25 protein-coding genes are annotated in these 22,658 nt (G+C 61.9%); 18 read left to right on the forward strand and 7 right to left on the reverse strand.

Features of this window, described 5'->3' with window-relative positions; genetic code table 11:
* Positions 1–8: 8 nt before the first annotated feature.
* Together UNPA324_RS28445 and UNPA324_RS28450 are read left to right on the forward strand one after the other, a co-directional pair.
* A complete protein-coding gene (locus tag UNPA324_RS28445; protein WP_128918942.1) occupies positions 9–620 on the forward strand; it encodes a class I SAM-dependent methyltransferase in 612 nt (203 codons plus the stop codon).
* Positions 621–644: 24 nt separating this feature from the next.
* Positions 645–1,127 carry a DUF411 domain-containing protein gene (locus tag UNPA324_RS28450; protein WP_128918943.1) on the forward strand — a complete coding sequence of 161 codons (483 nt, stop codon included), beginning with the start codon at positions 645–647 and terminating at the stop codon, positions 1,125–1,127.
* Positions 1,128–1,376: 249 nt separating this feature from the next.
* Here UNPA324_RS28450 and UNPA324_RS28460 read toward each other — a convergent pair whose 3' ends face one another.
* A complete protein-coding gene (locus UNPA324_RS28460; RefSeq protein ID WP_128918944.1) occupies positions 1,377–2,411 on the reverse strand; it encodes a Cj0069 family protein in 1,035 nt (344 codons plus the stop codon).
* 476 nt (positions 2,412–2,887) lie between these two features.
* On the opposite strand from UNPA324_RS28460, the gene UNPA324_RS35375 reads away from it, so the two are divergent.
* The 9 genes from UNPA324_RS35375 (at position 2,888) to UNPA324_RS28505 (ending at position 8,771) form a co-directional block, all read left to right on the forward strand.
* The gene (locus UNPA324_RS35375) at positions 2,888–3,121 is read left to right on the forward strand and encodes a hypothetical protein (protein ID WP_164936191.1); all 234 of its coding nucleotides are present in this window, start codon (positions 2,888–2,890) and stop codon (positions 3,119–3,121) included.
* Between the two features lie 17 nt (positions 3,122–3,138).
* Positions 3,139–4,047, forward strand: coding sequence for a DUF1259 domain-containing protein (locus UNPA324_RS28465; protein ID WP_164936192.1), 909 nt, complete (start codon positions 3,139–3,141; stop codon positions 4,045–4,047).
* A gap of 380 nt (positions 4,048–4,427) precedes the next feature.
* Positions 4,428–4,616, forward strand: a complete 189-nt coding sequence (locus UNPA324_RS28470; RefSeq protein ID WP_164936193.1) for a hypothetical protein — start codon at positions 4,428–4,430, stop codon at positions 4,614–4,616.
* A 263-nt stretch (positions 4,617–4,879) separates the two neighbouring features.
* Positions 4,880–5,470, forward strand: a complete 591-nt coding sequence (locus UNPA324_RS28475) for a superoxide dismutase (RefSeq protein ID WP_141937170.1) — start codon at positions 4,880–4,882, stop codon at positions 5,468–5,470.
* The gene (locus tag UNPA324_RS28480; RefSeq protein ID WP_246667229.1) at positions 5,467–5,850 is read left to right on the forward strand and encodes a hypothetical protein; all 384 of its coding nucleotides are present in this window, start codon (positions 5,467–5,469) and stop codon (positions 5,848–5,850) included. The genes UNPA324_RS28475 and UNPA324_RS28480 overlap by 4 nt, the downstream gene beginning before the upstream one ends.
* 67 nt (positions 5,851–5,917) lie before the next feature.
* Complete coding sequence (locus UNPA324_RS35380) at positions 5,918–6,553, forward strand: hypothetical protein (protein ID WP_181769548.1); 636 nt, start codon at positions 5,918–5,920, stop codon at positions 6,551–6,553.
* Between the two features lie 108 nt (positions 6,554–6,661).
* Positions 6,662–7,408, forward strand: a complete 747-nt coding sequence (locus UNPA324_RS28495; RefSeq protein ID WP_141937175.1) for a sulfite exporter TauE/SafE family protein — start codon at positions 6,662–6,664, stop codon at positions 7,406–7,408.
* A gap of 240 nt (positions 7,409–7,648) precedes the next feature.
* Positions 7,649–8,242, forward strand: a complete 594-nt coding sequence (locus UNPA324_RS28500; RefSeq protein WP_245471649.1) for a hypothetical protein — start codon at positions 7,649–7,651, stop codon at positions 8,240–8,242.
* Between the two features lie 28 nt (positions 8,243–8,270).
* Positions 8,271–8,771: a GlcG/HbpS family heme-binding protein gene (locus UNPA324_RS28505; RefSeq protein WP_181769549.1), complete on the forward strand. Its 501-nt coding sequence runs from the start codon at positions 8,271–8,273 to the stop codon at positions 8,769–8,771.
* A 33-nt stretch (positions 8,772–8,804) separates the two neighbouring features.
* Here UNPA324_RS28505 and UNPA324_RS36105 read toward each other — a convergent pair whose 3' ends face one another.
* A complete protein-coding gene (locus UNPA324_RS36105) occupies positions 8,805–9,119 on the reverse strand; it encodes a YjiS-like domain-containing protein (protein ID WP_141937177.1) in 315 nt (104 codons plus the stop codon).
* Between the two features lie 365 nt (positions 9,120–9,484).
* Here UNPA324_RS36105 and UNPA324_RS28515 point away from each other — a divergent pair, with 365 nt between their 5' ends.
* Positions 9,485–11,893 carry a 3-keto-alpha-glucoside-1,2-lyase-like domain-containing protein gene (locus tag UNPA324_RS28515; RefSeq protein ID WP_141937179.1) on the forward strand — a complete coding sequence of 803 codons (2,409 nt, stop codon included), beginning with the start codon at positions 9,485–9,487 and terminating at the stop codon, positions 11,891–11,893.
* 60 nt (positions 11,894–11,953) lie between these two features.
* Here UNPA324_RS28515 and arsB read toward each other — a convergent pair whose 3' ends face one another.
* From arsB to UNPA324_RS28530, 3 genes are read right to left on the reverse strand one after another with little or no spacing between them, the layout of a single operon-like run.
* Entirely contained in the window at positions 11,954–13,009 is a 1,056-nt protein-coding gene (gene arsB / locus UNPA324_RS28520) for an ACR3 family arsenite efflux transporter (RefSeq protein WP_141937181.1), read from the reverse strand.
* Positions 13,010–13,011: 2 nt separating this feature from the next.
* Positions 13,012–13,539 carry an arsenate reductase ArsC gene (locus UNPA324_RS28525; RefSeq protein WP_141937185.1) on the reverse strand — a complete coding sequence of 176 codons (528 nt, stop codon included), beginning with the start codon at positions 13,537–13,539 and terminating at the stop codon, positions 13,012–13,014.
* Complete coding sequence (locus UNPA324_RS28530; protein WP_141937188.1) at positions 13,532–13,894, reverse strand: ArsR/SmtB family transcription factor; 363 nt, start codon at positions 13,892–13,894, stop codon at positions 13,532–13,534. The genes UNPA324_RS28525 and UNPA324_RS28530 overlap by 8 nt, the downstream gene beginning before the upstream one ends.
* 124 nt (positions 13,895–14,018) lie before the next feature.
* Here UNPA324_RS28530 and UNPA324_RS28535 point away from each other — a divergent pair, with 124 nt between their 5' ends.
* The 5 genes from UNPA324_RS28535 (at position 14,019) to UNPA324_RS28555 (ending at position 18,730) form a co-directional block, all read left to right on the forward strand.
* Positions 14,019–14,336, forward strand: coding sequence for an ArsR/SmtB family transcription factor (locus UNPA324_RS28535; RefSeq protein WP_128918954.1), 318 nt, complete (start codon positions 14,019–14,021; stop codon positions 14,334–14,336).
* 61 nt (positions 14,337–14,397) lie between these two features.
* Positions 14,398–15,750 (forward strand): NAD(P)-binding domain-containing protein, encoded by a 1,353-nt coding sequence (locus UNPA324_RS28540; RefSeq protein WP_141939060.1) that lies wholly within the window; start codon positions 14,398–14,400, stop codon positions 15,748–15,750.
* 184 nt (positions 15,751–15,934) lie between these two features.
* The gene (locus tag UNPA324_RS28545; RefSeq protein WP_141939062.1) at positions 15,935–17,113 is read left to right on the forward strand and encodes an MFS transporter; all 1,179 of its coding nucleotides are present in this window, start codon (positions 15,935–15,937) and stop codon (positions 17,111–17,113) included.
* A gap of 168 nt (positions 17,114–17,281) precedes the next feature.
* Entirely contained in the window at positions 17,282–17,560 is a 279-nt protein-coding gene (locus tag UNPA324_RS28550) for a hypothetical protein (protein ID WP_141937191.1), read from the forward strand.
* A gap of 306 nt (positions 17,561–17,866) precedes the next feature.
* Positions 17,867–18,730, forward strand: coding sequence for a peptidoglycan-binding protein (locus UNPA324_RS28555; RefSeq protein ID WP_128918956.1), 864 nt, complete (start codon positions 17,867–17,869; stop codon positions 18,728–18,730).
* Positions 18,731–19,113: 383 nt separating this feature from the next.
* On the opposite strand, the gene UNPA324_RS28560 is transcribed toward UNPA324_RS28555, so the two are convergent.
* Both UNPA324_RS28560 and UNPA324_RS28565 read right to left on the reverse strand, forming a co-directional pair.
* Positions 19,114–19,806 (reverse strand): phosphatase PAP2 family protein, encoded by a 693-nt coding sequence (locus tag UNPA324_RS28560; protein ID WP_141937195.1) that lies wholly within the window; start codon positions 19,804–19,806, stop codon positions 19,114–19,116.
* Between the two features lie 434 nt (positions 19,807–20,240).
* A complete protein-coding gene (locus UNPA324_RS28565; RefSeq protein ID WP_141937198.1) occupies positions 20,241–21,002 on the reverse strand; it encodes a molybdate ABC transporter substrate-binding protein in 762 nt (253 codons plus the stop codon).
* Positions 21,003–21,318: 316 nt separating this feature from the next.
* On the opposite strand from UNPA324_RS28565, the gene UNPA324_RS28570 reads away from it, so the two are divergent.
* Positions 21,319–22,305, forward strand: coding sequence for an ABC transporter substrate-binding protein (locus UNPA324_RS28570; RefSeq protein WP_141937202.1), 987 nt, complete (start codon positions 21,319–21,321; stop codon positions 22,303–22,305).
* The last annotated feature ends 353 nt before the right edge of the window (positions 22,306–22,658 follow it).

The raw sequence follows: 22,658 nt of genomic DNA on the forward strand, positions 1-22,658 counted from the left end.
AGACGCGCATGGGCTTCTACAACGATGTCATTCTCCCGCGGCTTTGCGACCTTGCGATGCGGAACAAGGAACTTGCGCCCTACCGGGAGCGCGCGGCCCGTGCCGCACACGGCCGGGTGCTCGAGATCGGCATCGGGTCCGGCCGCAACCTGCCGTTCTACGGGACGACCGTGAAGCAAGTCGTGGGGCTTGAACCCGGCGCGAAGCTTATCGAGATGGCGCGACACGCTCCACATCCGGAAACTCCGGTCGAGTTTGTCGAAGCTTCGGCCGAGGCCATACCGATCGGGGACTGCAGCATCGATACGGTGGTGACGACCTGGACCATGTGCAGCATTCCGGACGTCGATCGCGCGATGACAGAGGCGCGCCGTGTGTTGAAACCGGGAGGGAAGCTCGTCTTCGTCGAGCACGGCCGCGCGCCCGAACCGCGCGTGCGCTGGTGGCAAGATCGCCTGACCCCCGCGTGGATGTGCATCTCGGGCGGCTGTCATCTCAATCGGGACATTGCAGACATCCTGAACCGGAACGGCTTTCGCATCGAGGAGATGCGCACCGGATACATGAATGGGCTGAAGCCCATGACCTTCATGTACGAGGGCCAGGCGAGTCCTCGTTGACACCTGTGGCAAGGAGATTCGAAGATGAAGAAACGCGCGCATTTGATGACGCGCCGGTCGCTTGTATGGCTTATGGCCGCGGCGGTCGTTGCCGGGCCTGCCGGCGCGGCGCAGGCCGAACAAGCCACCATCACGGTGCATAAGGATCCGAACTGCGGCTGCTGCGCCGGCTGGGTGCAGCATCTCCGAGACGCAGGATTTACCGTACGGGTGGAGGAGGCTGCCGATCTCGACGCGGTTCGGAGCCGTCTCGGCATTCCCCCGGACTTGGCCGCGTGTCACACCGCGGAGGTCGCAGGTTATCTCGTCGAGGGGCACGTGCCGGCTGCGGCCGTGCGGCGGCTTCTCTCGGAGCGTCCCATTGCGAAGGGGCTCGCCGTGCCGGGCATGCCGATCGGATCGCCCGGGATGGAAGGCGGCAAGCCGCAGCCCTACGCCGTCGTGCTGTTCGGTGCTGATGGACAAAGGCCATTCATGCGCTTCGTCGGCTCGCAGGCGATCGGTTGAGAGCTATCGACGAAGCATGTTCCCAGGCTCGGCGTCACGGAAACCGAGGCCACGGCCGGTGAACTCTTCGTGCCCCGCGCCGGCGATTTTGAGAAGACTCCCCGGATTGACAGCCCTTGGCACCGGCCCTCGCTGACGAGCCGGCCGTCGAAAGAGAGAAGGGCCCTGCAGGGCGACGCATTCGCCGTCCTGCAAGTCGAATGAGACAAAGATGTGCAGACGTTTGAGTGCGCGGACCGTCAGCATGTGTCAGTGCTTGCGCTGCAGCCGATCGGCAACTCGCGCGGCGATTTCCGCAGGCGCCTCGTTCGGGTAAGGATGCACCGAGCTGACATTGATCTCGCCGAGTACATAGCTGTCGGTGCCGTCGGGAAGGACCGGACCAAGCATGAAGTCGGCGTCCCAGATCATTGGTAGGTCACCTCGCGCGATATCTAGCAACGAGGTCAGCTGCGGCGTCCACTCCTCTTCCATTAAGCGACGCAGCCGCTGGAAGCGCGGGTCCGCGTTCGACGTGTAGAGCCGTGGTCCGGCCTCGGAACGTGCGACCGGCGAGTCAACCAAGGCCTTGACTTTGTGATGACCGAAGCCGGCGCAGCGATCACCTGCCATATAGCAGCGCACCACACCTTCGCTCAAGCGAGGCTGGAACGGCTGATCGACCACGCTGCCGTTTTCGAAATACTCCGCGCAACGGCGGACAAAATCATCCAGCGTCAGTTCCTCGGACCCATCCCTGGTCGCGTCGAGCACCTTTATCATCGGGGAAGCCGGCAGCCTCTCGACTTTCCAGACGCCTTGACCCCCGTTGCCCCGGTTGCGCTTGATTACCCGCGGACCGGTGGCGAGACGTGTCGGCAACTCGGCGCGCATGGCCGCGGCGGTTTGATATAAAGCCGTGTCGCATCCCCACCCCATCGAGCGGGTACGATAGAGGACCTCCTTGGTGCCCATCTTGAGAATGACGTCCGGATGAGCGCTGACCCACACGCCCCGTGCGGCGACGTCCCGTAGCAGCGCGTCGAGATCGGCGCGATCTCGACCGTCCTGAATTGGGTTAACCCAGACCAGCACGCCGTCCGCCGCGAGCAGTTGATGCCGCACCTCCTCGGTGAAACTTTCATCGTAGATCGCCGGCCACGCCTCGATGCCCAGAGCGGCGAGGGCTTCGAAGACGTGCACGAAGCGGCTGTTCCGCGGGTTCGCATCCTGGCGCGCCGCAGCGTCGCCTCGCGAAAGAATGGCCACGGAAGGTCGGGAAGAGGGCTGTCGTTCGGTATTCATGCGCAAGCTCCACGAATGGCGTGCTGCGCAGAGCTTGGACCGAGGCCTCACGGGGAGTCTGCTTTGTCCCCACTTGCGGAACAATAATCGGACCGTTCGCGAGTTTCAAGGCGGCGGTCGGCGCGTTCCGTTCCAATCGTGAACTCTTGGTGATGCTCGCTCGCGGTCGGTAGGCTCGCTCCGGCACATGCCGGTTGACAGCTTCCGGGCCTCGGGGTTTTATCTCTGGACCGGGGACGTGCGATCTCCCCGTGAGGCGACACGCCCAAGCATCGCGTCCTGATCACCAAGGGCGCAGCATGCCATCATTCACCCCCGATACATCCGACAGATTATCCCGGCCTCGGTACAGCGCCCGCGCCGACCGCATCGCTTGCGCGCGCGGCGTTGCGCCCTTTTGAGCACCGAGCCGGGATGTAGGGGCAGGATCGCGAGACGGACTTCGCCTGGGGCAGGGCATAACCAGGAGAACGATCATGCGACCAGGAACAACCTTCCGCACCGCTCTATTGCTTGCGATCGCGGGCGGGCTGTCGAGTGCCCAAGCCCTGACACAGGAGGAACTCGTCGCGAGGATCCAGGCGGCCGGTTACACCCAGGTCAGCGACATCAAGTCGACCGCCGAGGGCATCACTGCCAAGGCGCTAAAGAACGGCAAGGCGGTGACGCTCGTCGTCGACAGCAGCGGCCAGGTCAAGGAGCGAAACTAAGTCGGAGGAGTAGAACGATGAAAAGAATCATCTGGTCCGTGGCGGTCATTGGCGCCTGCCTCGTTGCATTTCGCGTTGGCCCCTTCATCCCGGCATATGCCCAAGATGCTGACTGGCAGAAGGTTGACGAGAATTTGGGGCGCAAGCCCGCCGTCTCGGACGACGTCCGCCGCTACGGCTTTCCCCGCACCGATCTCTCCGTGACCTTGGACGGGGTGACGATCAAGCCGTCGCTGGCGCTCGGCGGCTGGATCGCGTTCAAGCCTGCGCATGGCGGCGCCATGATCATGGGAGACCTCGTGCTCCTCGAGACCGAGATCAATCCCGTCATGGCCAAGATGATCGCGAGCGGTCTTGCGATCACCGCCGTGCACAATCATCTGCTGCGCGCCAGTCCGGCCACGTTCTACATGCACATCGCCGGGCACGGCGACCCCGTCAAGCTGGCCTCGGCGATCCATGATGCGCTCGCCGAAAGCAAGACCCCGCTGACGGTCGCGGCGCCATCGAACCCGGCACCGGCGATCGACCTCGATACGGCCAGGCTGGATCAGATCATCGGCGTCAAAGGGCAGGCCAACGGCGGCGTCTACCAGTTCAACGTCAAGCGGCGGGACCCGGTCACCGAAGACGGCATGCCGCTGACGCCGGTCGGCGCGATGGGCGTCGCGATCGCCATCAATTTCCAGCCGACCGGGGCAGGCAAGGCCGCCATCACCGGCGATTTCGTGCTGACCAGCGACGAGGTCAATCCGGTCATCGTGGCGCTGCGCACGCACGGCATCGAGGTGACGGCGCTGCACAGTCACATGCTGGATGAGCAGCCAAGGCTCTTCTTCATGCACTTCTGGGCCAATGACGACGCGATCAAGCTCGCGGGCGGCCTGCGTGCCGCGCTCGACAAGACCGCCAGCACGAAAAGCTGACGTCTGGGAGGGAGCTGCGCACGATGATGCGTCGATCCGGACGCGTCCTTGACCGGATCCTCGTCATCCAAAGCGGCGCTCCAACGTATCGACAGAGCAGGCATTCTCCTTGTTCGTGCCGCTGTCTTGCAGTGCAGCGCCACGGGCTGGGATGCTTTCTGAACTCATGCGCGGGCCGGGTGTTACCGTCTATCGAACTATGGAGGAGATTATGCGTGTTCTTGCGACGATAACGGCAGTTCTGCTGTCCTGCACTGTCGCCCCCGCGCTCGCCGCCGAAGCGGAGAAGGCCCCGGCCCAGTCGGACCCGGCCGCTGCTCCAGTACAGCCGGATCAAACGCCGCGCCAGGCCGAGCAGGCCCGCGAGCAGAGCAGAAAGGATGCCGAAGACGTTCAGATTGGGCGTGATTGGAAAGCGCAAGGTGGCGGTGAAGGCGGCCGCGCGGATCGAGCTGAGCCATCCGGACAGGAGCATCAGACCGTCGGTCGAGACTGGCGAGCTCATCCTGACGCTCGTGAGCCGCGGTGAGCCGACAGCCGACCCCGGAGAGTCCTGCGCATCCATTTGACAAATCCGCCAACTGCGCAATAGTTGTACGTACGGGGAAGCGATCTCCCCGTGAGGCGACATGCCCAAGAATCGCGTCCGGTTCCGATAAGGACGCTGCATGTCTGCCGTTTGCCGCCCCCAGCCCCAAGACGTTCTATCCGTGCTTCGCGCGTCGATGTCTCGTTGTCGGCTGCGGGATCGCCGTGCCGACGGCCTCCGCCGAGCCAGGCACGGCGTACGACCGAATGTGAAACTTCTCTTTGATCTCAATGGAGAACTGCCATGACGCACGTCATGAAGCCGCTGTCGTGCGACCCGAGTCGCATCCGCGGCATGTCGGAGCGGATGATTATCAGCCACTACGAGAACAACTATGGCGGTGCAGTCAAACGGCTGAATCTGATCGCAGAAAAGCTCGCCGAGATCGACTTTGTCACCGCGCCCGGCTTCTTAATCAACGGCTTGAAGCGCGAACAGCTCATCGCAACGAACTCGATGATCCTCCACGAAGTGTTCTTTGATGGTCTGGGGGACGAGAGCGATCCGGGAGCAAGTCTGAAGGAGGCCTTGGCACGCGACTTCGGTTCGTACGAGCGGTGGCGGTCGGAATTCATGGCGATGGGCAAGGCGCTCGGCGGTGGCTCCGGCTGGGTCTTGCTGACGTGGTCGCCGCGCGACCGCAAGCTCGTCAATCAGTGGGCGTCGGATCACTGTCACACCCTCGCCGGTGCAACGCCGATTCTGGCGCTCGATATGTACGAGCACTCCTATCACATCGATTATGGCGCCAAGGCCGGCAGCTATGTGGACGTTTTCATGACGGCGGTCAATTGGAGCGTCGTGCAGCGGGCTTACGAAGGGATGCGGGAATGAGGCGCGCTTCACACGACGCATTGCGTCTGATCGGTTGCGCGGCGCTGCTGGTCCTTACGATCGAGGCACGCGCAGGAGATCGGTTTCAGCCGCTGGACGGCAAACAGATCCGTGCACGTATGGTGGGCAAAGACATCACCGATGGAGCGCACTGGTCGCTCTATCTACGGCCAGACGGTTCGATCATAGGTTCAGAGTCCGGAGATTCCTGGACCGGTAGTTGGAAAATTCGCGATGAGAGGCTCTGCATGACGCAACCGAGCATCACGTCGCTTGTCTGCAACCAGGTCTGGATGTCGGGCGAAAATATCAGGATGCGCGCCGGCGGGGATGAAAAGACGTTCGAGGCTAAAGTCATGGCTCACCAACCGAACCGATGAAACGATTGCAGGTCCGGCCCGGCAAGCAGGCTGCTTTGGAGGGCACGACCAACATCAATCAAGATCGATGAAAGCTCCGGCGCCGGACAAAGTGCTACTCACGAAAGGAAAATCGAATGCGAAGCGCGGCACTGGGTTTATGCGTGCTGATTGGTCTGTTAGCTGCGAGCGCGACGGCGCAGGCTCAAACATCCTGCAGGGTATGCGCCGAACAGCAAAAAGCCTGCATGAAGAATTATGCAGGGCCAGCCTGCAAGACCGAGTATCAGATATGTCGCAAGTCCTGCAGGAAGTGAGGCCCATGGAGCTCGGAAGCTTGCGAGCGAGTTGTTTCATCTCGGCACTTGCTGCCGGCGCCGGGAGCCTGATCGCCATCCATGCTGGTCTTGCCACAGCCAAAGGTCTGCGTGCCCTTACCGGCGCAGAGATACGTGCGAGCTTCACCGGCAAGCAACTCACTGACGAAGTCCATTACCGTCTCGTCTATGACCCCGATGGCACGCTTCGAAGCTATGCGATGGGCGTGAAGAAGATCGGCAAATGGCATGTCGATAAGGACGAATTATGCCTCGATCTCGGAGAGACCGATGACGGCTGCTATCGGGTTACGCTGAGCGGCGAACGGATTGAGCTGACGCCGACGGGCATCGGCGGCCCGCTCGATGGCATTTTGCAGCCGGCATATCGCGGCGACGGGAGGTAGGCCGGACAGGCATCTGAATAACGGCTGGCGATTTCGGGGATACCGCGACCTCCCCGTGAGATGGGGTCCCATCCAAGTGCGCGCCACCTCGTTCCGAGGGACGACCCTATGGATACACTTGTCTTCACTGTCTTTGCTCTTGCCGCGCTCATCGGCGGTTTCGTCAGCGGCTTCTTGGGCTTCGCGATGGGCCTGGTGGTTTCTGGTGTCTGGCTGCACATCATCACGCCAATGCAGACCGCCACTCTGATTGCTGGATACGGTCTGCTCACCCAAGGCTACGGCATTTACAAGCTGCGACATGTCCTGGATCTGCGCAAGGCATGGCCGCTCGCGCTCGGAACCGTGATCGGCATTCCTATTGGCGTCGGAATTCTCGCCTATCTCAATCCGGTCCATCTAAGGTTCGGCGTGGGCATGTTGTTGTTGATATATGCGATCTACGGCCTCGCGCGGCCGGTATTCGCGCCGCTGAAGATCGGGACCGGTGCCGATATCGCGATCGGCATCTCGAACGGCATGCTTGGCGGCCTGACGGGGTTGGGCGGCGTCATCTCCACGATATCGTGCCAGTGGCGGGGTTGGCCGAAGGATGTGCAGCGAGCCGTCTTTCAGCCGGTGCTGTTCATCGCCTTCGTGGTCATCTCCCTGTCGCAGGCCGCAGCCGGCACGCTCACCAAGGAAACACTGATGCTGTACGCTATGGGTGTTCCTTTCATGGTCGCGGGCCTTTGGTCCGGCTTCAAACTGTTCGGCACGATCAAGGACGAGACATTCCGCAAGACTGTATTGGCATTGCTGCTGTTTGCGGGACTCTCGCTGATCGTGTCGATCCCGCCGTTTTCCTTCCGTTGACCATGAGGGCGTCATGCCGCTGAAGAGCTTGGGCTTCATTTCCATCCCGAACGGGCCCTTCTGGTATTCTCGGATGAGTGATGACGCGAAGACGGAGCGGGGCACGCCCCACGCCCACGGAGGAGCCGCATGTCGAGAAACTTGATGACCCGCACCGCCGCAATCCCAGCGTCCCGACCCTCTGCGCGGGCGAGGCTTGCCTTGACCTGCATGCTGGCTCTGTTCGTAGGAGGGAATGCCGTGGCCGAGACCGTGAATTTTGACAACGCTCCCGCCGGAATGCCGCCCGAAGGGTGGACCTTGACGATGACCGGCAAGGGAGCGCCGAAATGGACCGTCGAGGCCGACCTCACGGCGCCGAGCAAACCGAACGTTCTCAAGCAATCCGGACGAGCGACGTTTCCGGTGGCCATCAAGAGCGATACCTCCATCCGTGACGGCTTCGTGGAGGTCAAATTCAAGGCGGTTACCGGCTCTGAGGACCGCGCCGCGGGAGTGATCTGGCGCGCGAGGGATGCCGACAATTATTACGTTGTGCGGGCCAACGCGCTGGAGGCCAATGTCGTGCTCTACAAGATGGTGAGGGGCGTTCGAACCTCGCTGGAGATCGTCGGTCGCAAGGGCGGCTACGGTGTCGGCACGCCGGTGTCATCCGGGCAATGGCATGCGTTGCGCTGCGATTTCGCGGGAAGTCGGTTCAAGGTGACCTATGACGGAAAGCCGTTATTCGAAGTGGAGGACGCGACCATGACGGATCCCGGCATGATTGGCCTGTGGACCAAGGCGGACAGCGTCACGCTGTTCGATGATCTGGCATATGGCGCGGTCAAATAGGCGCTTGTCACCTTTGCCGGAGATTGTCATGAATGTTCGATGTTGGTCGGTCGCGACCGCTCTGCTGATCGCATCCATCGGTCCAATGCGGGCGGAAGAAGCCCTTGTCGCCTACAAACCACTTAGCCCGGAACTGGCGCTCGATCTTGCGCGCGCCGCGTTGGACAGCTGCCGTAGCCGTGGATATCAGGTCGCCGTCGCTGTCGTCGATCGCTCCGGCGTCACGCAAGTGATGCTGCGCGATCGCTTTGCAGGGCCCCACACGCCATTGACGGCATCCGGCAAAGCGTGGACCGCCGTGTCGTTCAAGACCAGCACGACCGAGCTGAATGCAATCAGCCAGCCCGGCATGATGCAGGCGGGCATTCGCGATCTTCCCGGAGCAGTCATCATAGGAGGAGGACTGATCGTCGAAACAGGCGGCTCTCTGGTCGGAGCGGTCGGCGTATCCGGCGCACCCGGCGGCGACGCGGACGAAGCCTGCGCGAAAGCCGGGATCGAGGCCATACGCGACAAGCTGGAGTTCTGAGACCGGACGTCAAGACTACGGCTGGACTGCTCATCAACGTCGGCGCGAGCTTGGCGCGCCGCCCTCGCAGGGCGAGGTGCGGCGCGCTTGGTCGATGGAAAATGAACAATCAACCAGTGTTGCCCAGTCGGCGGAGGCAGACTTTCGAGCTTCCGCAACGATCGTTCTCGATAAACCCATGTCCGCGAGCAACCGGTCATCCAGTTCGAGAAGCTCGCTGTATTGGCGGCGCCGCGTTATTCCGTTCAAGAGCGCGAGCGGCAATCTCCAGACCCATGCAAGATTTGGAGAAGGGCTGAAGGCTGCGCGGGATGTATCGGTTGAGGCAATGGTGCTGTCGCAAGACATGTTTCACCTCCGAAATGGAGCGAAACAACGCTTGGCTCGAGAGCTGGTCGGGCGGTTGTATGTGGCCCGAAACCAACCGCTATCATGCTCCTCCTTGGCGCACAAGCGATCCCTGGCAGTGCGTGACCTGAGACCGGATCGTGATGTCTGCGGCTGCTGAAAGTCGCCCAGTTGTGTGAACCGGCTCATACAATCGACCACAGGTTGCTCCTATCTTTTCGAACCGCGCCACAGAGCGATTGTTTTAGCGACTCTCCGTTTGCCTCCGAGAATGCCCTCTGGCGCCGCCGTCCCAGTGGAACGTGACACGGCCGGACCAAACATCTGGTTCGCTGCGGCATTAACGCCTCGAAAGGAGCTTTCCGATGCTGACCTTTCTTCAACACGATCCTTCCATTCCCGTCGACGTCCAGGACACGGATTTCACGCGCGATCTGCTCGGCAGATACGTGTGCAGCACATTCGACGAAGCGGTGAGCAACGGCGGCAGGCCGTTCGACGTCGTGGTGATCGGCGCCGGGATGTTCGGCGCGTATGCGGCCAACAGGATCTATCGCAAAGGTGCCGACCAGAACCTTCGGGTGCTCCTGCTCGACGCGGGAGGCTATCTTGCCCCGACGCATGTGCAGAACATGCCGCATCTTGGCCTGAATGCGCCAGATACCGCCTTGGTGACCCGCAATGATCAGGATCGGGGTGCGCGCAACGGTGTCTGGGGCATTCCTTGGCACAGCAACGAGCCGTTCACCGGCCTCGCTTACTGCCCCGGAGGACGCTCTCTATTCTGGGGCGGTTGGGCGCCCCGGCTCATGCCGGCCGACCTCGCGACGTGGCCCAATGACGTGCGCGCTTTTCTGATGGCGACCTATCCTGACGTGGAGCGCGAGATCGGCGTAGAGGACAAAGCTGACTATCTATCGGGTCGGCTCAACACGGTGCTCAATGCGCAGTTGCAGGCTGTCGCCTCGGGCACGAGCGCGATCATGCCTGACGTGACATTGGACGTCGTCGAGGAAGCTCCGATCGCGGTGCAGGCGAGCTCCCCGGGCCCTGGGCTGTTTTCGTTCGACAAGTTCAGCAGCGGACCCCTGCTGCTCGAAAGCATCCGGGACGATATCGCCAAGCGCTGGACCTTGAACGATAACTCGCGGCGGCGCTTCTTCCTCGTTCCACGGTGCCACGTGATACGGCTTCGCAACAGCGGAGGCAGAGTCACCGGGATCGATCTCACCTACAATGGTCAGTTCCGGTCGCTTTCCACTCCGTCCAATCTCAGTCCCGATTGCCAGGTCGTGGTCGCGGCGGGAACGATCGAATCGACGCGACTGGCCATCGAGTCGTTTCCGGTGGCGCGTGGTGCGTACAGCATGGGTGCCAATTTCATGGCGCATCTGCGCACGAATCTCACCGTGCGCGTCAAGCGCAGTGCGCTCGGGCTCGCCGCGGCCACAACCCTTGAGCAGGGCGGCGCGATCGTGCGTGGCGAGATCACCAACCCGGACGGAAGCAAACGGCGCTATCATTTGCAGGTACTGGCATCGGCCGAGAAGGGACAGAATCCGGAAGCGACGATGTGGACGATGGTGCCCGACATCGACCTCTTGCGAAACCTGCTGTCAAACGAGGACCCCGACTGGGTGGCCATCGTCTTCCGCGGCCTCGGAGAGATGGATGGCGACAGGACGGCCGGCCCCGGCAGCGCCACGAGTTTCGTAAATCTCACCAATGCGGCCGACCCGCTTCAAAATGATGGCATGAGCGCGCGTGCGTGGGTCAATTTCACGCCGACGTCGAATGACTATACGGCATGGGGCAAGCTCGCTGCCGCGGCCGTCAAGCTGGCGGAACGCTTCGGCAAGACCGCCGGCGACGTCGAGTACTTGTACAACGGCGGTTGGCAAAGCGCACCGCCACCTGATCCGTTTGCTGCCACTAAGGACCAGCTTGGCAACACCCATCATGAAGCGGGCACGCTGTGGATGGGCGACGATCCAACCACGTCGATTACGGCCCCCAACGGACAATTCCATCATATCTCGAACGCCTACGTCGCCGGCCCTGCCTTGTTCCCCACCGTCGGCTCGGCGAACCCCTCCTTGACGGGGCTTGCGCTCGCGCGTCGGACGAGCGCGGCGGTCGTTGCGGCATTGACGCCGGCACCTTCGGCACGTTCCAAGCCGCTATACGCCGGGAGCCTGGCAGACTGGCAGATGTCGGGAGGTGGAAGCTTCCTCCAGGTTTACGACATCCTCGAATCCGTCGGGGGGCCCGGCTTGCTCTGGTACACGCGCGAGAGCTTCTCCGATTTCGTGCTCGAGCTCGAATGGCAATACGCGAACCGCACCGACAATTCCGGTGTGTTCATCCGCGTGCCCAACTTGAACAGCTCGAATCCGAACGATTGGACGGCTGCAATCGACCAGAGCTACGAAATCCAGATCGATCCGCGTGGATACAACTCCGAAAAGAGCATGGAGAACGATCCCTTGCGCAGCACCGGCGCAATCTACAACGTCAATGCGCCGATCCGCACCGATGTTGCGAAAGGCCCGTGGCAGTGGAACACATTCGTCATCGAGGCTGTCGGCAGCCGCATCAAGGTGACGCTGAACGATGTGGTCGTGAACGACTTCACCGACCCCAGGCCCAGGTCTCTTCGCGGGCACATCGCGCTGCAAAACCATCACGATGGTTCGAAGGTGCAATTCCGCAACATTCGCATCAAAGCGGTGGTGCCGGGGGTCACTGAGTTGCCTCTCGCCAGGGTTGCCTAATCTCTTCGGGCCCCGTGCAACGCGGAGCGCTCATGGGCGCTCCGCGCCTGGTCGGCCGCCTTACTGGCGGGCCTCCAAAGCCGTCGGGGCTCTGGCTGCGCCCGCTTCATACCAGTCCCGGGTCGCCTTGACGATGCGGACGACGGACAGCATCACGGGGACCTCGACGAGCACGCCGACCACGGTCGCCAGCGCTGCGCCGGAGTTCAGGCCAAACAGGCTGATCGCGGCGGCGACCGCCAGCTCGAAGAAATTGCTCGCGCCGATCAGGGCGGCTGGAGCGGCGACGCACCAGGCCACGCCAAATCGTCGGCTCAGCCAGTACGCCAAGCCCGCATTGAGATAGACCTGGACGAGGATCGGCACGGCGAGCATGGCAATGACGAGCGGCTGCCTGACGATCTGCTCGCCCTGGAAGCCGAACAGCAGCACCAATGTGGCGAGGAGCGCAAACAGCGACAGCGGCTGCAGCGTGCGCATGACGCGGTCGAAGCCGGCCGTGCCGTTTCGCAGAAGAACCTTGCGCCACAGCTGTGCGACGATCACCGGAACCACGATGTAAAGCAGGACGGAGAGCAGCAGCGTGCCCCAGGGGACGCTGATCGAGGCCACTCCGAGCAGCAGTCCCACCAGCGGCGCGAACAGGAACACCATGATCACGTCGTTCAGGGCGACCTGGCTCAGCGTGTAGTGAGGCTCGCCCTCGCACAGGTTCGACCACACGAACACCATCGCGGTGCAGGGCGCGGCCGCCAGCAGAATCAAGCCGGCGATGTAGGACGAAATCTGGCCTGCCGGCAGCAGCGGTGCGAACAAATGACCGATGAAGAAGGGGCCGAGCAGCGCCATCGAGAACGGCTTCACGGCCCAATTGATGAAAAACGTGACGCCGACGCCGCGCCAATGTTTCCGCACCTCGCCCAGCGAGCCGAAGTCGATCTTCAGCAACATGGGCACGATCATGAGCCAGATCAGCACTGCGATCGGCAGATTGACCTTGGCGACCTCGGCGGCCGCGACCGCGCCGAAGAAACCGGGCAGGACGTGCCCCAGTGCGACGCCGACGACGATGCAAAGCGCAACCCACAGAGTGAGATATCGTTCGAAGATGCCCATCGTCAGGCCACGTCGCCTCGGTTGGACGTCGCGCCATCGGAGCGGCCGATCTCGCGCAGCCTGGTGCCGAGCGACAGTCGGTCGATGCTGCTGAGCGGCAGATTTACGAAGGCATCGATCCGATACTTGAGGTAGCGGAACGCAGTGACGAACGCTGCCTGCTTCTCCAGCTCAGAACCTTCGACAGCTGCAGGATCTTCGATACCCCAATGCGCCGTCGTCGGGTGGCCGGGCCAGACCGGACATGCTTCTCCGGCTGCGTTGTCGCAAACGGTGAATACGAAATCCATCACGGGCGCATCGGCGGCTGCGAATTCCAGCCAGCTCTTCGCGCGCATCCCGTCGACCGGGTAGTCCATGGACTGAAGCGTGCGCAGCGCGAGCGGATGCACCGCGCCCTTTGGCGTGCTTCCGGCGGAGAAGGCCCGAAAGCGGCCGGCGCCGTCTTTGCGAAGGATCGACTCGGCCAGGATGGATCGTGCCGAATTGCCGGTGCACAGAAACAGCACATTGTAGATATGGTCAGGCACGGCTTCGCTCCTTTCGTTTCGGCGAGCAGCAGGATTGCAGTGTCTCGACGACGGGATTGCAGACCTCCGGTCGTCCCCCGCAGCAATCGCGAAGCAGGAAGAGCGCGACGTCGCGGAATTCGTCGAGATTGGCGCGGTAGACGATCGAGCGGCTGTGCCGCTCGGAAGAGACGAGGCGCGCCCGGCTGAGGATCGCCAGATGCGCTGAGAGCGTGTTCTGCGGGACCTCAAGCAGGCGGGCGAGGTCGCCGGCGGCAAGGCCCTCGGGCTCGTGCCTGACCAGCGTCCGGAATGCTTCCAGACGGGTCGGTTGGGCCAGTGCAGCGAGGGCGAGAACAGCTTCTCTATTTTCCATATATCCAGATTTACGGAAATCACGGAAGAGCGTCAACCTGAAGCTCGTCGTCAGTCGCGCATTAATTCGAATATTCTAGAAATATGGTTTGACAGGGAGCGCGGACGGACGCAGCGTGGGTGTCATGAAGATCGCCGACGCAGCAGCACGTTTGGAGGCCCTGGGCAATCAAACCCGGCTCCAGATCTACCGGGCCCTGGTTCGGGCGGGGCACGCGGGCATGCCCGTCGGCCGCTTGCAGGAGAAGCTGAAGATCCCGGCGTCGACGCTGTCGCATCACATCAAGACCCTGGTTGCGGTCGGGCTCGTCAGCCAGGTCAGGGAATCGACGACGCTGATCTGCCACGCCAACTTCGATGCGATGCGCGGCCTCGTCGCCTTCCTGGCGGCGGAGTGTTGCGCCGACGAAGCTGGATGCAAGGGAGCGCAAACGGCGGCGTGATCCTTTTGTGAATTTATTCGATGATTCTAGAAATACAGGATAAGTCGGAATGAACGCCAAAATGAGCGCCAAGACGGTAGCCATCATCGGTGCAGGGCCGGTTGGCCTCGCTGCCGCCGCGCACGTGCTCGAACGCGGCATGTCTCCGATCGTGCTCGAGGCCGGGCCTGAAGCCGCCCACGCGATCCGCCAGTGGCAACATGTCCAGCTGTTCTCGCCATGGGAATACAATATCGACAAGGCGGCGGCGCGCCTGCTCGCGCCGACGGGATGGAATTCGCCGGACCCTCAATCCTATCCGACCGGCGGCGAGCTGATCGACCGATACCTGACGCCGCTCGCAACGCGCACGCCGCTGCGCGAGACGATCCGCACGTCGAGCCGGGTCGCGGCGATCAGCCGCGCCGGCTTCGACAAGGCGAAAACGAAGGGCAGGGAGCGGGCGCCGTTCGAGATCCGCTATCAGAATGGCAGGAGTCCCGAGGTGCTGCTGGCCGATGCCGTTATCGACGTATCGGGCACGTGGTTCTCCCCCAATCCCGCCGGCAGCAACGGCTTGCCCGCGATCGGCGAGCGCGAGCGCGCCGACCGCATCGCCTATGGCATGCCGGATGTGCGGGGCACCGACTGCGCCAGATATGCCGGCAGGATTGTTGCCGTGCTCGGTGCCGGCCATTCCGCGGTGGGGACGCTGATCGATCTCGCACAGCTCGCGGGCGAGGTGTCCGGCACGCAAGCGATCTGGCTGTTGCGCGGCGCCGATCCCGCAAAGTCATTCGGCGGCGGCCGCAATGACAAGCTTGCCGCGCGCGGCGAACTCGGCGCAGCCTTTGCCGCACTCGTGGCCGCCGGCAAGATCAGGGTTGAGAGCGAGTTCGGAGTCACTCACCTCTCGGAGTCCGAAGGTCGCCTCAGGATTTCCGGCGGCGGCGCGCGAAGCGTAATGGCCGATGAACTCGTCGTCTCCACCGGCTTTCGTCCCGATCTGTCGTTCCTGTCCGAGCTGAGGCTGCGCCTCGATCCGGCCATCGAGGCGCCTGTTGCGCTCGCGCCGCTGATCGATCCCAACGAGCATAGCTGCGGCACAGTCCGTCCCCACGGCGCGCGCGAGCTCGCGCACGACGAGCCGGGCTTCTATCTTGCCGGCATGAAGTCCTACGGCCGTGCACCGACCTTCCTGATGATGACCGGATACGAGCAGGTCCGTTCCATCGCGGCCGACATCGCCGGCGACAAGAAGGCTGCGGCGCGGGTCGAGCTCGTGCTGCCGGAGACTGGCGTCTGCACGCGCGGCGGCGTCGAGGCGGCGGGCGCGGGATGCTGCGGCGGTCCGGCGAAGGAAGAGACGTCAGCCTGCTGTGCCGCCGATGAAACGGCCAAGAAGGCAGGCCGCGCGGGGTGCGGCTGTTCATGACGCGCTAGGCAGCATCGGTGCTTGTCGCAACGACAGCCGCGCACGCGATCCTCACCCTGAGGGCCCGCCAAAGGCGGGCGTCTCGAAGGATAGCCACAGGGGAAATCGATCCCATATGCGATTGCCCCGCATCGGACGGGAGGCGAGCATTCGGAGTCTGGACGGGGGACCGCTGATCGCGGTGATGTGCATCGGCCAGCTTGGCAATCTGCTGCCGCACGTGACGCTGTCTGCGAATCTGGCGCAGCATCTGATGCCGGCGTGGGGACTGTCCGCCGCCGAAGGCGGGTTGATGGCGAGCGGTTATGCGTTCGGCTACATGCTGGCCGTGCCGGTGCTGACGACACTGACCGACCGCATCGATGCCCGGATCGTGCTGCTGTGCGGCTCCATCGTCAGCGGACTTGCAACCGCGGCCTTCGGCATCTTCGCCGACGGATTCTGGTCGGGCACCATCATCTGGTCGGTCGCAGGATTGGGCTTTGCCGGCGCCTACATGCCGGGGCTGAAGGCGCTGACCGACCGGTTGCCCGCCGGCGACACCTCGCGGGCGGTGACGCTGTACACGTCGAGCTTCTCGGTCGGCGTCGGCCTGTCGTTCCTGGTTGCGCAAGTCCTCGCCGATCGCTGGGGCTGGCGGACCGCGTTCTATGTCACCGGCGTCGGTCCGATCGCGATGGTGGTCGCGTGCCTTCTGATCGAGGGCCGTCGGCCGGCTGCGAAAGCGGGACGGCTGCTGAACTTCGCGCCCGTCTTCGCCAATCGCGAGGCGCTCGGCTACATCCTCGGCTACGGCGCGCACTGCTTCGAGCTCTACGGCATTCGCACCTGGCTGGTCGGATTCTGGACCTTCGTCGTTGCGCATCAGGGCGGGCCGTCCTGGATGACGCCGGTGCTGATGAGCTTCTGCTTCGCGGTGATCTCGATGCCGGCCAGCATTCTCGGCAACGAGGCCGCTCTGAAATTCGGGCGGCATCGCGCGATCACGGTCGTGATGATCGCTTCGGCTTGCGTCGCGCTCGTGATCGGCCTCAATGCAACGGCCCCGGCGTGGCTGCTGGCGCTGCTGCTGATGATCTATGGCCTGACGGTGCCGGCTGATTCAGGTGCGTTGACCGCCGGCATGTCGGCGGCGGCCGTCTCCGAGCATCGCGGCGCGACCCTGGCCCTGCACTCCACGGTCGGCTTCGGCTTGTCGGCGCTCGGCGCCTGGGGCACCGGCGTCGCGCTCGACACGGCGGGCGGACCGCAGAGTGCGAGCGGCTGGCTGCTGGTGTTCGTCGTGCTGGCAGCCGGTATCGCGCTGGGACCGTTGGCACTGCTGTGGGCGCGGAGGGATCATTCGGGCAAGCGGCGATCGTGAGCACGCTTGTTTCGACGGAGCGTTAGTCCGGCGCGGAATGACGAGGGCTCGCGCGCTTGTTGCATGAGCTTGAACCATCCGCCAGGCGTTGACGACCAAGAGCCGGGCATAAGATCGGCCGGCCGCGTCGGTTGGGAGCGCGATCGAAATGCCGATCGGGCAGAGATCATGTTCGACGTTCTCGTGAATTCCCTGGTTGTTCTGTCCTTTGGCTTTCCCGCCGTGCCATGGCTCTTTGGTCGGCGATGGGGAAGAAGAGGCGTCTGGCTCAGCACGGGACGTGCCAACGTCATCCTGCTCTGTCTTTTTCCCATCGTGTTTTGGGTTGGGTGCGGTGCCTGTGGGCAGGGCGCGCTAGCCATCTTCCTGCTGGTGCCGATCTGGATTGCTTCGGCATTGCTGACGGTCGCATCGGCGACGGTCGTCCACTTCAAATTCGCGCACTGACGCGGCTCAGGAAGAAGACCGAAGCCATATCGGATGTGCGGATCATCATGATGATTCAGGTTTCCACGTACAGGTTGAACGATCAACGCACGAGTTGCGGCCGATAATGGGTGCAAGACCAAAGCCAAGAGTCCGCGTCTGGGCTATAGCGGACTATCACGGCGATGCCCGCTCACGGCCGCTTGTGATCCATAAAGGTCACTTACACCTCAGTGACGCTCTAAGAACAAGGCCCGGTGACATGGTGGCAGCAAAGCCAGGTCATGCTATGCTATGTGCTGACCACTTAAGATAGGGCAGGCGAACATGCCAAGGCAACTGTCCATGGGATTGAGCGGCGAAGATGTCAAACATCTTCAAAACGCTCTTAATACGATAGCCCAGTATAATCAGCCCAAATTCGACACGGCGAACGCGCTTCTCAAGACAGACGGAATCTTCGGAGTTAGGACGAAGGCGCGGGTTGTCGAATTTCAGTCACGCAATAACATTGTCGGTGACGGCATCGTTGGCTCGATCACCATGAACTTGATCAACATAGCAATGGATGTGATCAAGAGACTCCCAGCGCCACCTCCGCCCGTCGGGATATACAAGCGAATGTTCGCAATAATTTACGCGGGCATGTTCCATGACAAGATCACATCGGACGGGCGAATAGCTACCAAAACCGGATATCCCAAAGCAGTAAATGGTGTGAATCTAACACCCGGCCTTCCATTCAGCCAGATCGGCGCTGTAGCTGGAGAGGAGGATTGCACTCACTTTATCTCCTGCTGCATCGGACGGCCGCCGGCCATGAAGGTCATGGGGACTCACATTGAGGGCGGCGGCCTACCACTACAGACAGCTCCGCACGTTAAGCAAGCTGGCGCCTATGGTCGAGACACGGTACCTGAAATGGTGCCGCATCTGGTTTCTGCGAAGCTGGCAACAGTGGTGGGGCCGCAGTTTCAGCCTAGAGATTTGCCACTTACAAAACATAATATTTTGACCAAGCTTCAGCCCGGCGATCTCATCGCATACGCCTCGAAAGACAAGCCCGCCAACTATGAGCATCTGGTAATTTTGGTCGGCCCGACTGCTATCGCTTGCCATACACGTTCTAGATTCGGGCCGGATTTTGATACTATTGGCTTTCCTTGGGTGACTTTGCTCCGGCTTCCATAGTCTATGTCCGGTGCCGTGGACTTCTGTGCCAGGAGCCGCCTGCGTACGCTCTGGTGCGCATAAGACAGCTTCGTGCCCAACCCAATCATCGGCCTTCCATCACGGCCGCTTGCTGACGTTGGTACCTGTTGGCCCATAACAGACCTCATCGCGTAAGCCGACGACCTTCAGCTTTTTGACCCGAAGCGGACCACGACGTCGGACGGCGAGATGATGTCGTCGGCGCGCGCATGCGCGATCAAGGTGTAACGCTCCGTGCATGCGGACCCATCGGAGAAGCCGCCTTTGCTTCGGACACGCGATCGGCCTCTTCGCGCACCGCGCGTTTGCGCAGGATTGCGGGGCCTGTCGAGACGAGCGCGCGACGGATTGTTGGAGGTCGGCTACCGAAACAACTTCGAGACGACGGCGATGATTTGCCGCGTGTTCTCGAACACCGTCGCGATCTCGTACGTTAAAACGAAAAATGCACAGTAGAACGCGCCCGGATAGCATTGGCTCAATGACAGTAACGGGCGGCTTAAAGGCGTCCTGATTTCGTCACGGCTCATGATATATGCAAATAGGCCCCCTAACACAGCGCCCGCAGCAACATCCGATGGATAGTGGTAGCCGAGGTAGATGCGGGGGATACCAACCACGACCAAACTGTACAGGATAGCGAGCCATCCCCATCGACCGTAAATAATCAGCAGACCCACGGCTAAAGCAAATACCATAGCAGCAGTATCACTCGGGAATGAGCTCCAGTTCCATAATGTCTCGCTGGAGACATAATAAGGCCGTGTGAAGCCGGTCGCGGCGTCATGAATGGGTCGTAACCGGAACGGCAATAGCGATCTGATGACTTTTGCCAGAACGAGTGACGTGATCGTCGCGGCAAGGGTTGAAATGACTAGCTCGCGACGCGTTTCTTGATTCCGGTAGGGTTGGAACCAGACTAACCATAGAATCGATGTTAGTAGCGCGCCTTTGAGTAATGGTAGATCGGCCAAAAAGCTGACTGACGCATCGAAGCTCGATGAGCGATGAGCGAAGCTGTTGATAAATCTTAGGAGAACGAGATCTAGGTTCATCGCCTGAACACCGCTAAGCTCGCATCAACAGCACAGCAGGGCTATGATCCAGCTACAATACGTGGGAATCTCTGCGCGAGAAAGCCCGGCAGCAGCCAGGAGTTTTTCTTCACCCCTAACCCAGCCGCCACGTCGAGGCTGGATCGTTCGCCGATAATCTTTGTGGTGCATTGACCGCATTACCGAGCGGGGGGCGATGGCTGCGCCGATCCTTTTGAGGCAAACACGCGACGTGATTGAGCCTCCCGAGTCTGGCGTTGGCCCATCGGCGAAGTCGCGCGCCGTTTGACGGAAGTCCGCTCAATGCGGCGCAGGAACCAGATTTGCTCAACCTGAGTTATTCGCATTTTGACCCAAAGCGGCCTATCCGATCGGATACATCAAAACCTGATGTTCCGGATGCTGGCACGAAGTGATCTCACGGCTTGCGCTATCTACGGCATCATCCCCTTGGCCTTGATGATGGCAGCCGCCTCCGGTGTCTTGAGATAGGTGATCAACGCCTGCGCAACGGCCGTCTCTTTGGTGTCCGTTGAAAGCGCCGCTGTGAATACCACATCCTGCTGCAAATCGCCGGGGAATGGCCCAACAACGTCGAGTCCCGGGGCGGTGGGCACGTTGATAAGGAAAACGCCAAGCTCTGCGTCGCCGTTGGCAACCGCCTCGACGACCTTGGCAGGTCCGGGCTGCGCCCTGATCTTAGCCTTCATCGCTTCACCAATGCCGAGACGTTCGAACGCCCGCAAAACCTGTGCACCGGCCGCGCTAGCGGGGATGGTGGCGACTGATTCCGCCTTGAGCAACGTCTGCTTCAGGGCATGCGGCGTGCTAATGTCGGGTTTGGAAGCACCGGAACGGACCGCGATCCCGAGCCCCACACGAGCAATGTCAGTTGTCGGCCCGGCTACGAACTGAGCTTGAGCGGCAGCGTCCTTGAATACTTCCCGAGGGACCACACCGAGGTCAAAGGGACCGCCAGTCGTGGCCAGCTTGATTAGTTCGGGGGTCGTACCGAACCGAACAATGAGCTTGTGGCCCGAGGCATGCTCGAACTTCGGTTTAAGCTCTCCCCAAATCGTCGTCATGGCGCCGCCGGCCAACACTCTGAGCTCGGCGGCCTGCGCATTGGTGAGCCACAACAGGATGATCGCCAACCCCAGCGTTGACGCGACTACATTGCCCGAGAGCTTCTTCATGATGCCCCCCGATTGCGGTTCCTGTTTCTGAATCATCGAGCCGTTTGGAACTGCCGATCAATGTTCATGGTTTTTCGTGCCGTAGCAAGACAGTCGCGCGGCCCCGGTCGTAATCGACCTGATGTCCGGTCGTGGCCCATCAGCGAAGTGCTCGCGCGCTCGCGTTGAGGTCCGCTCGGCGCAGGGAAGCGGACCAGATTTGCTCACACTGCGTTCTTCGCATTTCGACCCACAAGAGACATCAGCGCGCATGTGGTGCACCTATCGGATGATTGTTTGAGCCGATAGGATATTGGCTCTGAGCCGGGGGCGGACTATGAAGCGGCGAGATTTCATTGCGGCAATCGGTGGCGCGGCGGCGTTGCCGCTGGCCGCGCGGGCGCAGCAACCGGCGATGCCAGTGATCGGCTACCTCGGTATGGGCTCGTCCGACACGGAGGTGTTTCTGGCCGCGTTCCGTCAGGGACTGAGCGAAGCCGGTTACGCCGAGGGCCAGAACGTGACGATCGATTATCGCTGGGCGGAGGGTAACCCCGAGCGATTCCCCGCTCTCGCGGCCGAACTGGTTATGCTCAAGGTCCATGTCATCTTGACCACTGGAGGCACACTCGCCGCCATAGCCGCCAAGCGGGCGACGGCGACTATCCCCATCGTCTTCGCTGCTGTTGGTGATCCGGTAGCAGAGGGCCTCGTCGTCAGCTTGGCGCGGCCTGGCGGTAACGTCACAGGGTTTTCTATCACCCTTCCCGACCTTATCGGCAAGTTGCTGGAACTGGTCAAGGAAGCCGTGCCGGGGGCCAGTCGGGTCGCTCTTCTCTTTAAACCAGATACCATGCCCGACCGCGTCAGAGAGGCTAGACTAAAGGAGGCCGATGCCTCGGCGCGGGCGCTCGGGATGGAGCTTCAAGTTTTTGAGGCGCGGGAACGGGGGGACTTCGACGGGGTCTTCTCGGATATGTCCAGTGCGCGCGCGGGTGCTCTGGTCGTGTGGCCAACACCCGTATTCCAACTTGAGCGACGACGCCTCGCGGATCTCGCGGCAGAGCATCGGCTGCCGGCTGTCTTCCAGTCCAGGAACTATGTCGAGGCTGGCGGCCTCATGTCCTACGGACCGAATCTTCCTGATTTGAGTCGCCGCGCCGCGATCTACGTAGGCAAGATTCTCCAGGGAACGAAACCGTCTGACCTGCCCGTCGAGCAACCGACCAAGTTCGAACTGGTGATCAATTTGAAGACCGCTAAGGCGCTTGGCATCGTTGTCCCGGCCTCACTACTCGCCCGCGCCGACGAGGTGATCGAATAGACCCGGTCTATTTCCGGGTTTGGCCCGTGGCTGACTTCCACTCCCGGCCTCACACCGTCCGCTTCCGAGGACGAAGCTGAATTGCGCTCTGAAAGCTGCCGAGGGCGGCCCTTGACCGATAACGGCGTCGCTGTCTGCAATGTCAATGAGGCGGCGTAACCGGCCATGGCACCAGCCCTTCGGCCTTGAGAGCAGCAACCACAGCCGCGCGAGACCCTACTCGCTGCCGATGAGCTAGACTAGCACGGCGGGATAGGGCGACAGATCAAAATCCACCCAGGGTGCGACGCGCGATGGCTCGCCGGCCTATTTTGCTTCCGGCTCGCAGAGCCAGCTCATCTTGAACTTTCCAG

Source organism: Bradyrhizobium sp. UNPA324 (assembly GCF_006658635.1).
GTDB classification, from domain to species: domain Bacteria; phylum Pseudomonadota; class Alphaproteobacteria; order Rhizobiales; family Xanthobacteraceae; genus Bradyrhizobium; species Bradyrhizobium nanningense.

Coding starts and splice junctions, on each gene's coding strand:
- UNPA324_RS28445 (WP_128918942.1), top strand. CDS start 9: ATGGGCTTCTACAACGATGTCATTCTCCCGCGGCTTTGCGACCTTGCG.
- UNPA324_RS28450 (WP_128918943.1), top strand. CDS start 645: ATGAAGAAACGCGCGCATTTGATGACGCGCCGGTCGCTTGTATGGCTT.
- UNPA324_RS28460 (WP_128918944.1), bottom strand. CDS start 2,411: ATGAATACCGAACGACAGCCCTCTTCCCGACCTTCCGTGGCCATTCTT.
- UNPA324_RS35375 (WP_164936191.1), top strand. CDS start 2,888: ATGCGACCAGGAACAACCTTCCGCACCGCTCTATTGCTTGCGATCGCG.
- UNPA324_RS28465 (WP_164936192.1), top strand. CDS start 3,139: ATGAAAAGAATCATCTGGTCCGTGGCGGTCATTGGCGCCTGCCTCGTT.
- UNPA324_RS28470 (WP_164936193.1), top strand. CDS start 4,428: ATGCCGAAGACGTTCAGATTGGGCGTGATTGGAAAGCGCAAGGTGGCG.
- UNPA324_RS28475 (WP_141937170.1), top strand. CDS start 4,880: ATGACGCACGTCATGAAGCCGCTGTCGTGCGACCCGAGTCGCATCCGC.
- UNPA324_RS28480 (WP_246667229.1), top strand. CDS start 5,467: ATGAGGCGCGCTTCACACGACGCATTGCGTCTGATCGGTTGCGCGGCG.
- UNPA324_RS35380 (WP_181769548.1), top strand. CDS start 5,918: ATGAAAGCTCCGGCGCCGGACAAAGTGCTACTCACGAAAGGAAAATCG.
- UNPA324_RS28495 (WP_141937175.1), top strand. CDS start 6,662: ATGGATACACTTGTCTTCACTGTCTTTGCTCTTGCCGCGCTCATCGGC.
- UNPA324_RS28505 (WP_181769549.1), top strand. CDS start 8,271: ATGAATGTTCGATGTTGGTCGGTCGCGACCGCTCTGCTGATCGCATCC.
- UNPA324_RS36105 (WP_141937177.1), bottom strand. CDS start 9,119: ATGTCTTGCGACAGCACCATTGCCTCAACCGATACATCCCGCGCAGCC.
- UNPA324_RS28515 (WP_141937179.1), top strand. CDS start 9,485: ATGCTGACCTTTCTTCAACACGATCCTTCCATTCCCGTCGACGTCCAG.
- arsB (WP_141937181.1), bottom strand. CDS start 13,009: ATGGGCATCTTCGAACGATATCTCACTCTGTGGGTTGCGCTTTGCATC.
- UNPA324_RS28530 (WP_141937188.1), bottom strand. CDS start 13,894: ATGGAAAATAGAGAAGCTGTTCTCGCCCTCGCTGCACTGGCCCAACCG.
- UNPA324_RS28535 (WP_128918954.1), top strand. CDS start 14,019: ATGAAGATCGCCGACGCAGCAGCACGTTTGGAGGCCCTGGGCAATCAA.
- UNPA324_RS28540 (WP_141939060.1), top strand. CDS start 14,398: ATGAGCGCCAAGACGGTAGCCATCATCGGTGCAGGGCCGGTTGGCCTC.
- UNPA324_RS28545 (WP_141939062.1), top strand. CDS start 15,935: ATGTGCATCGGCCAGCTTGGCAATCTGCTGCCGCACGTGACGCTGTCT.
- UNPA324_RS28550 (WP_141937191.1), top strand. CDS start 17,282: ATGTTCGACGTTCTCGTGAATTCCCTGGTTGTTCTGTCCTTTGGCTTT.
- UNPA324_RS28555 (WP_128918956.1), top strand. CDS start 17,867: ATGCCAAGGCAACTGTCCATGGGATTGAGCGGCGAAGATGTCAAACAT.
- UNPA324_RS28560 (WP_141937195.1), bottom strand. CDS start 19,806: ATGAACCTAGATCTCGTTCTCCTAAGATTTATCAACAGCTTCGCTCAT.
- UNPA324_RS28565 (WP_141937198.1), bottom strand. CDS start 21,002: ATGAAGAAGCTCTCGGGCAATGTAGTCGCGTCAACGCTGGGGTTGGCG.
- UNPA324_RS28570 (WP_141937202.1), top strand. CDS start 21,319: ATGAAGCGGCGAGATTTCATTGCGGCAATCGGTGGCGCGGCGGCGTTG.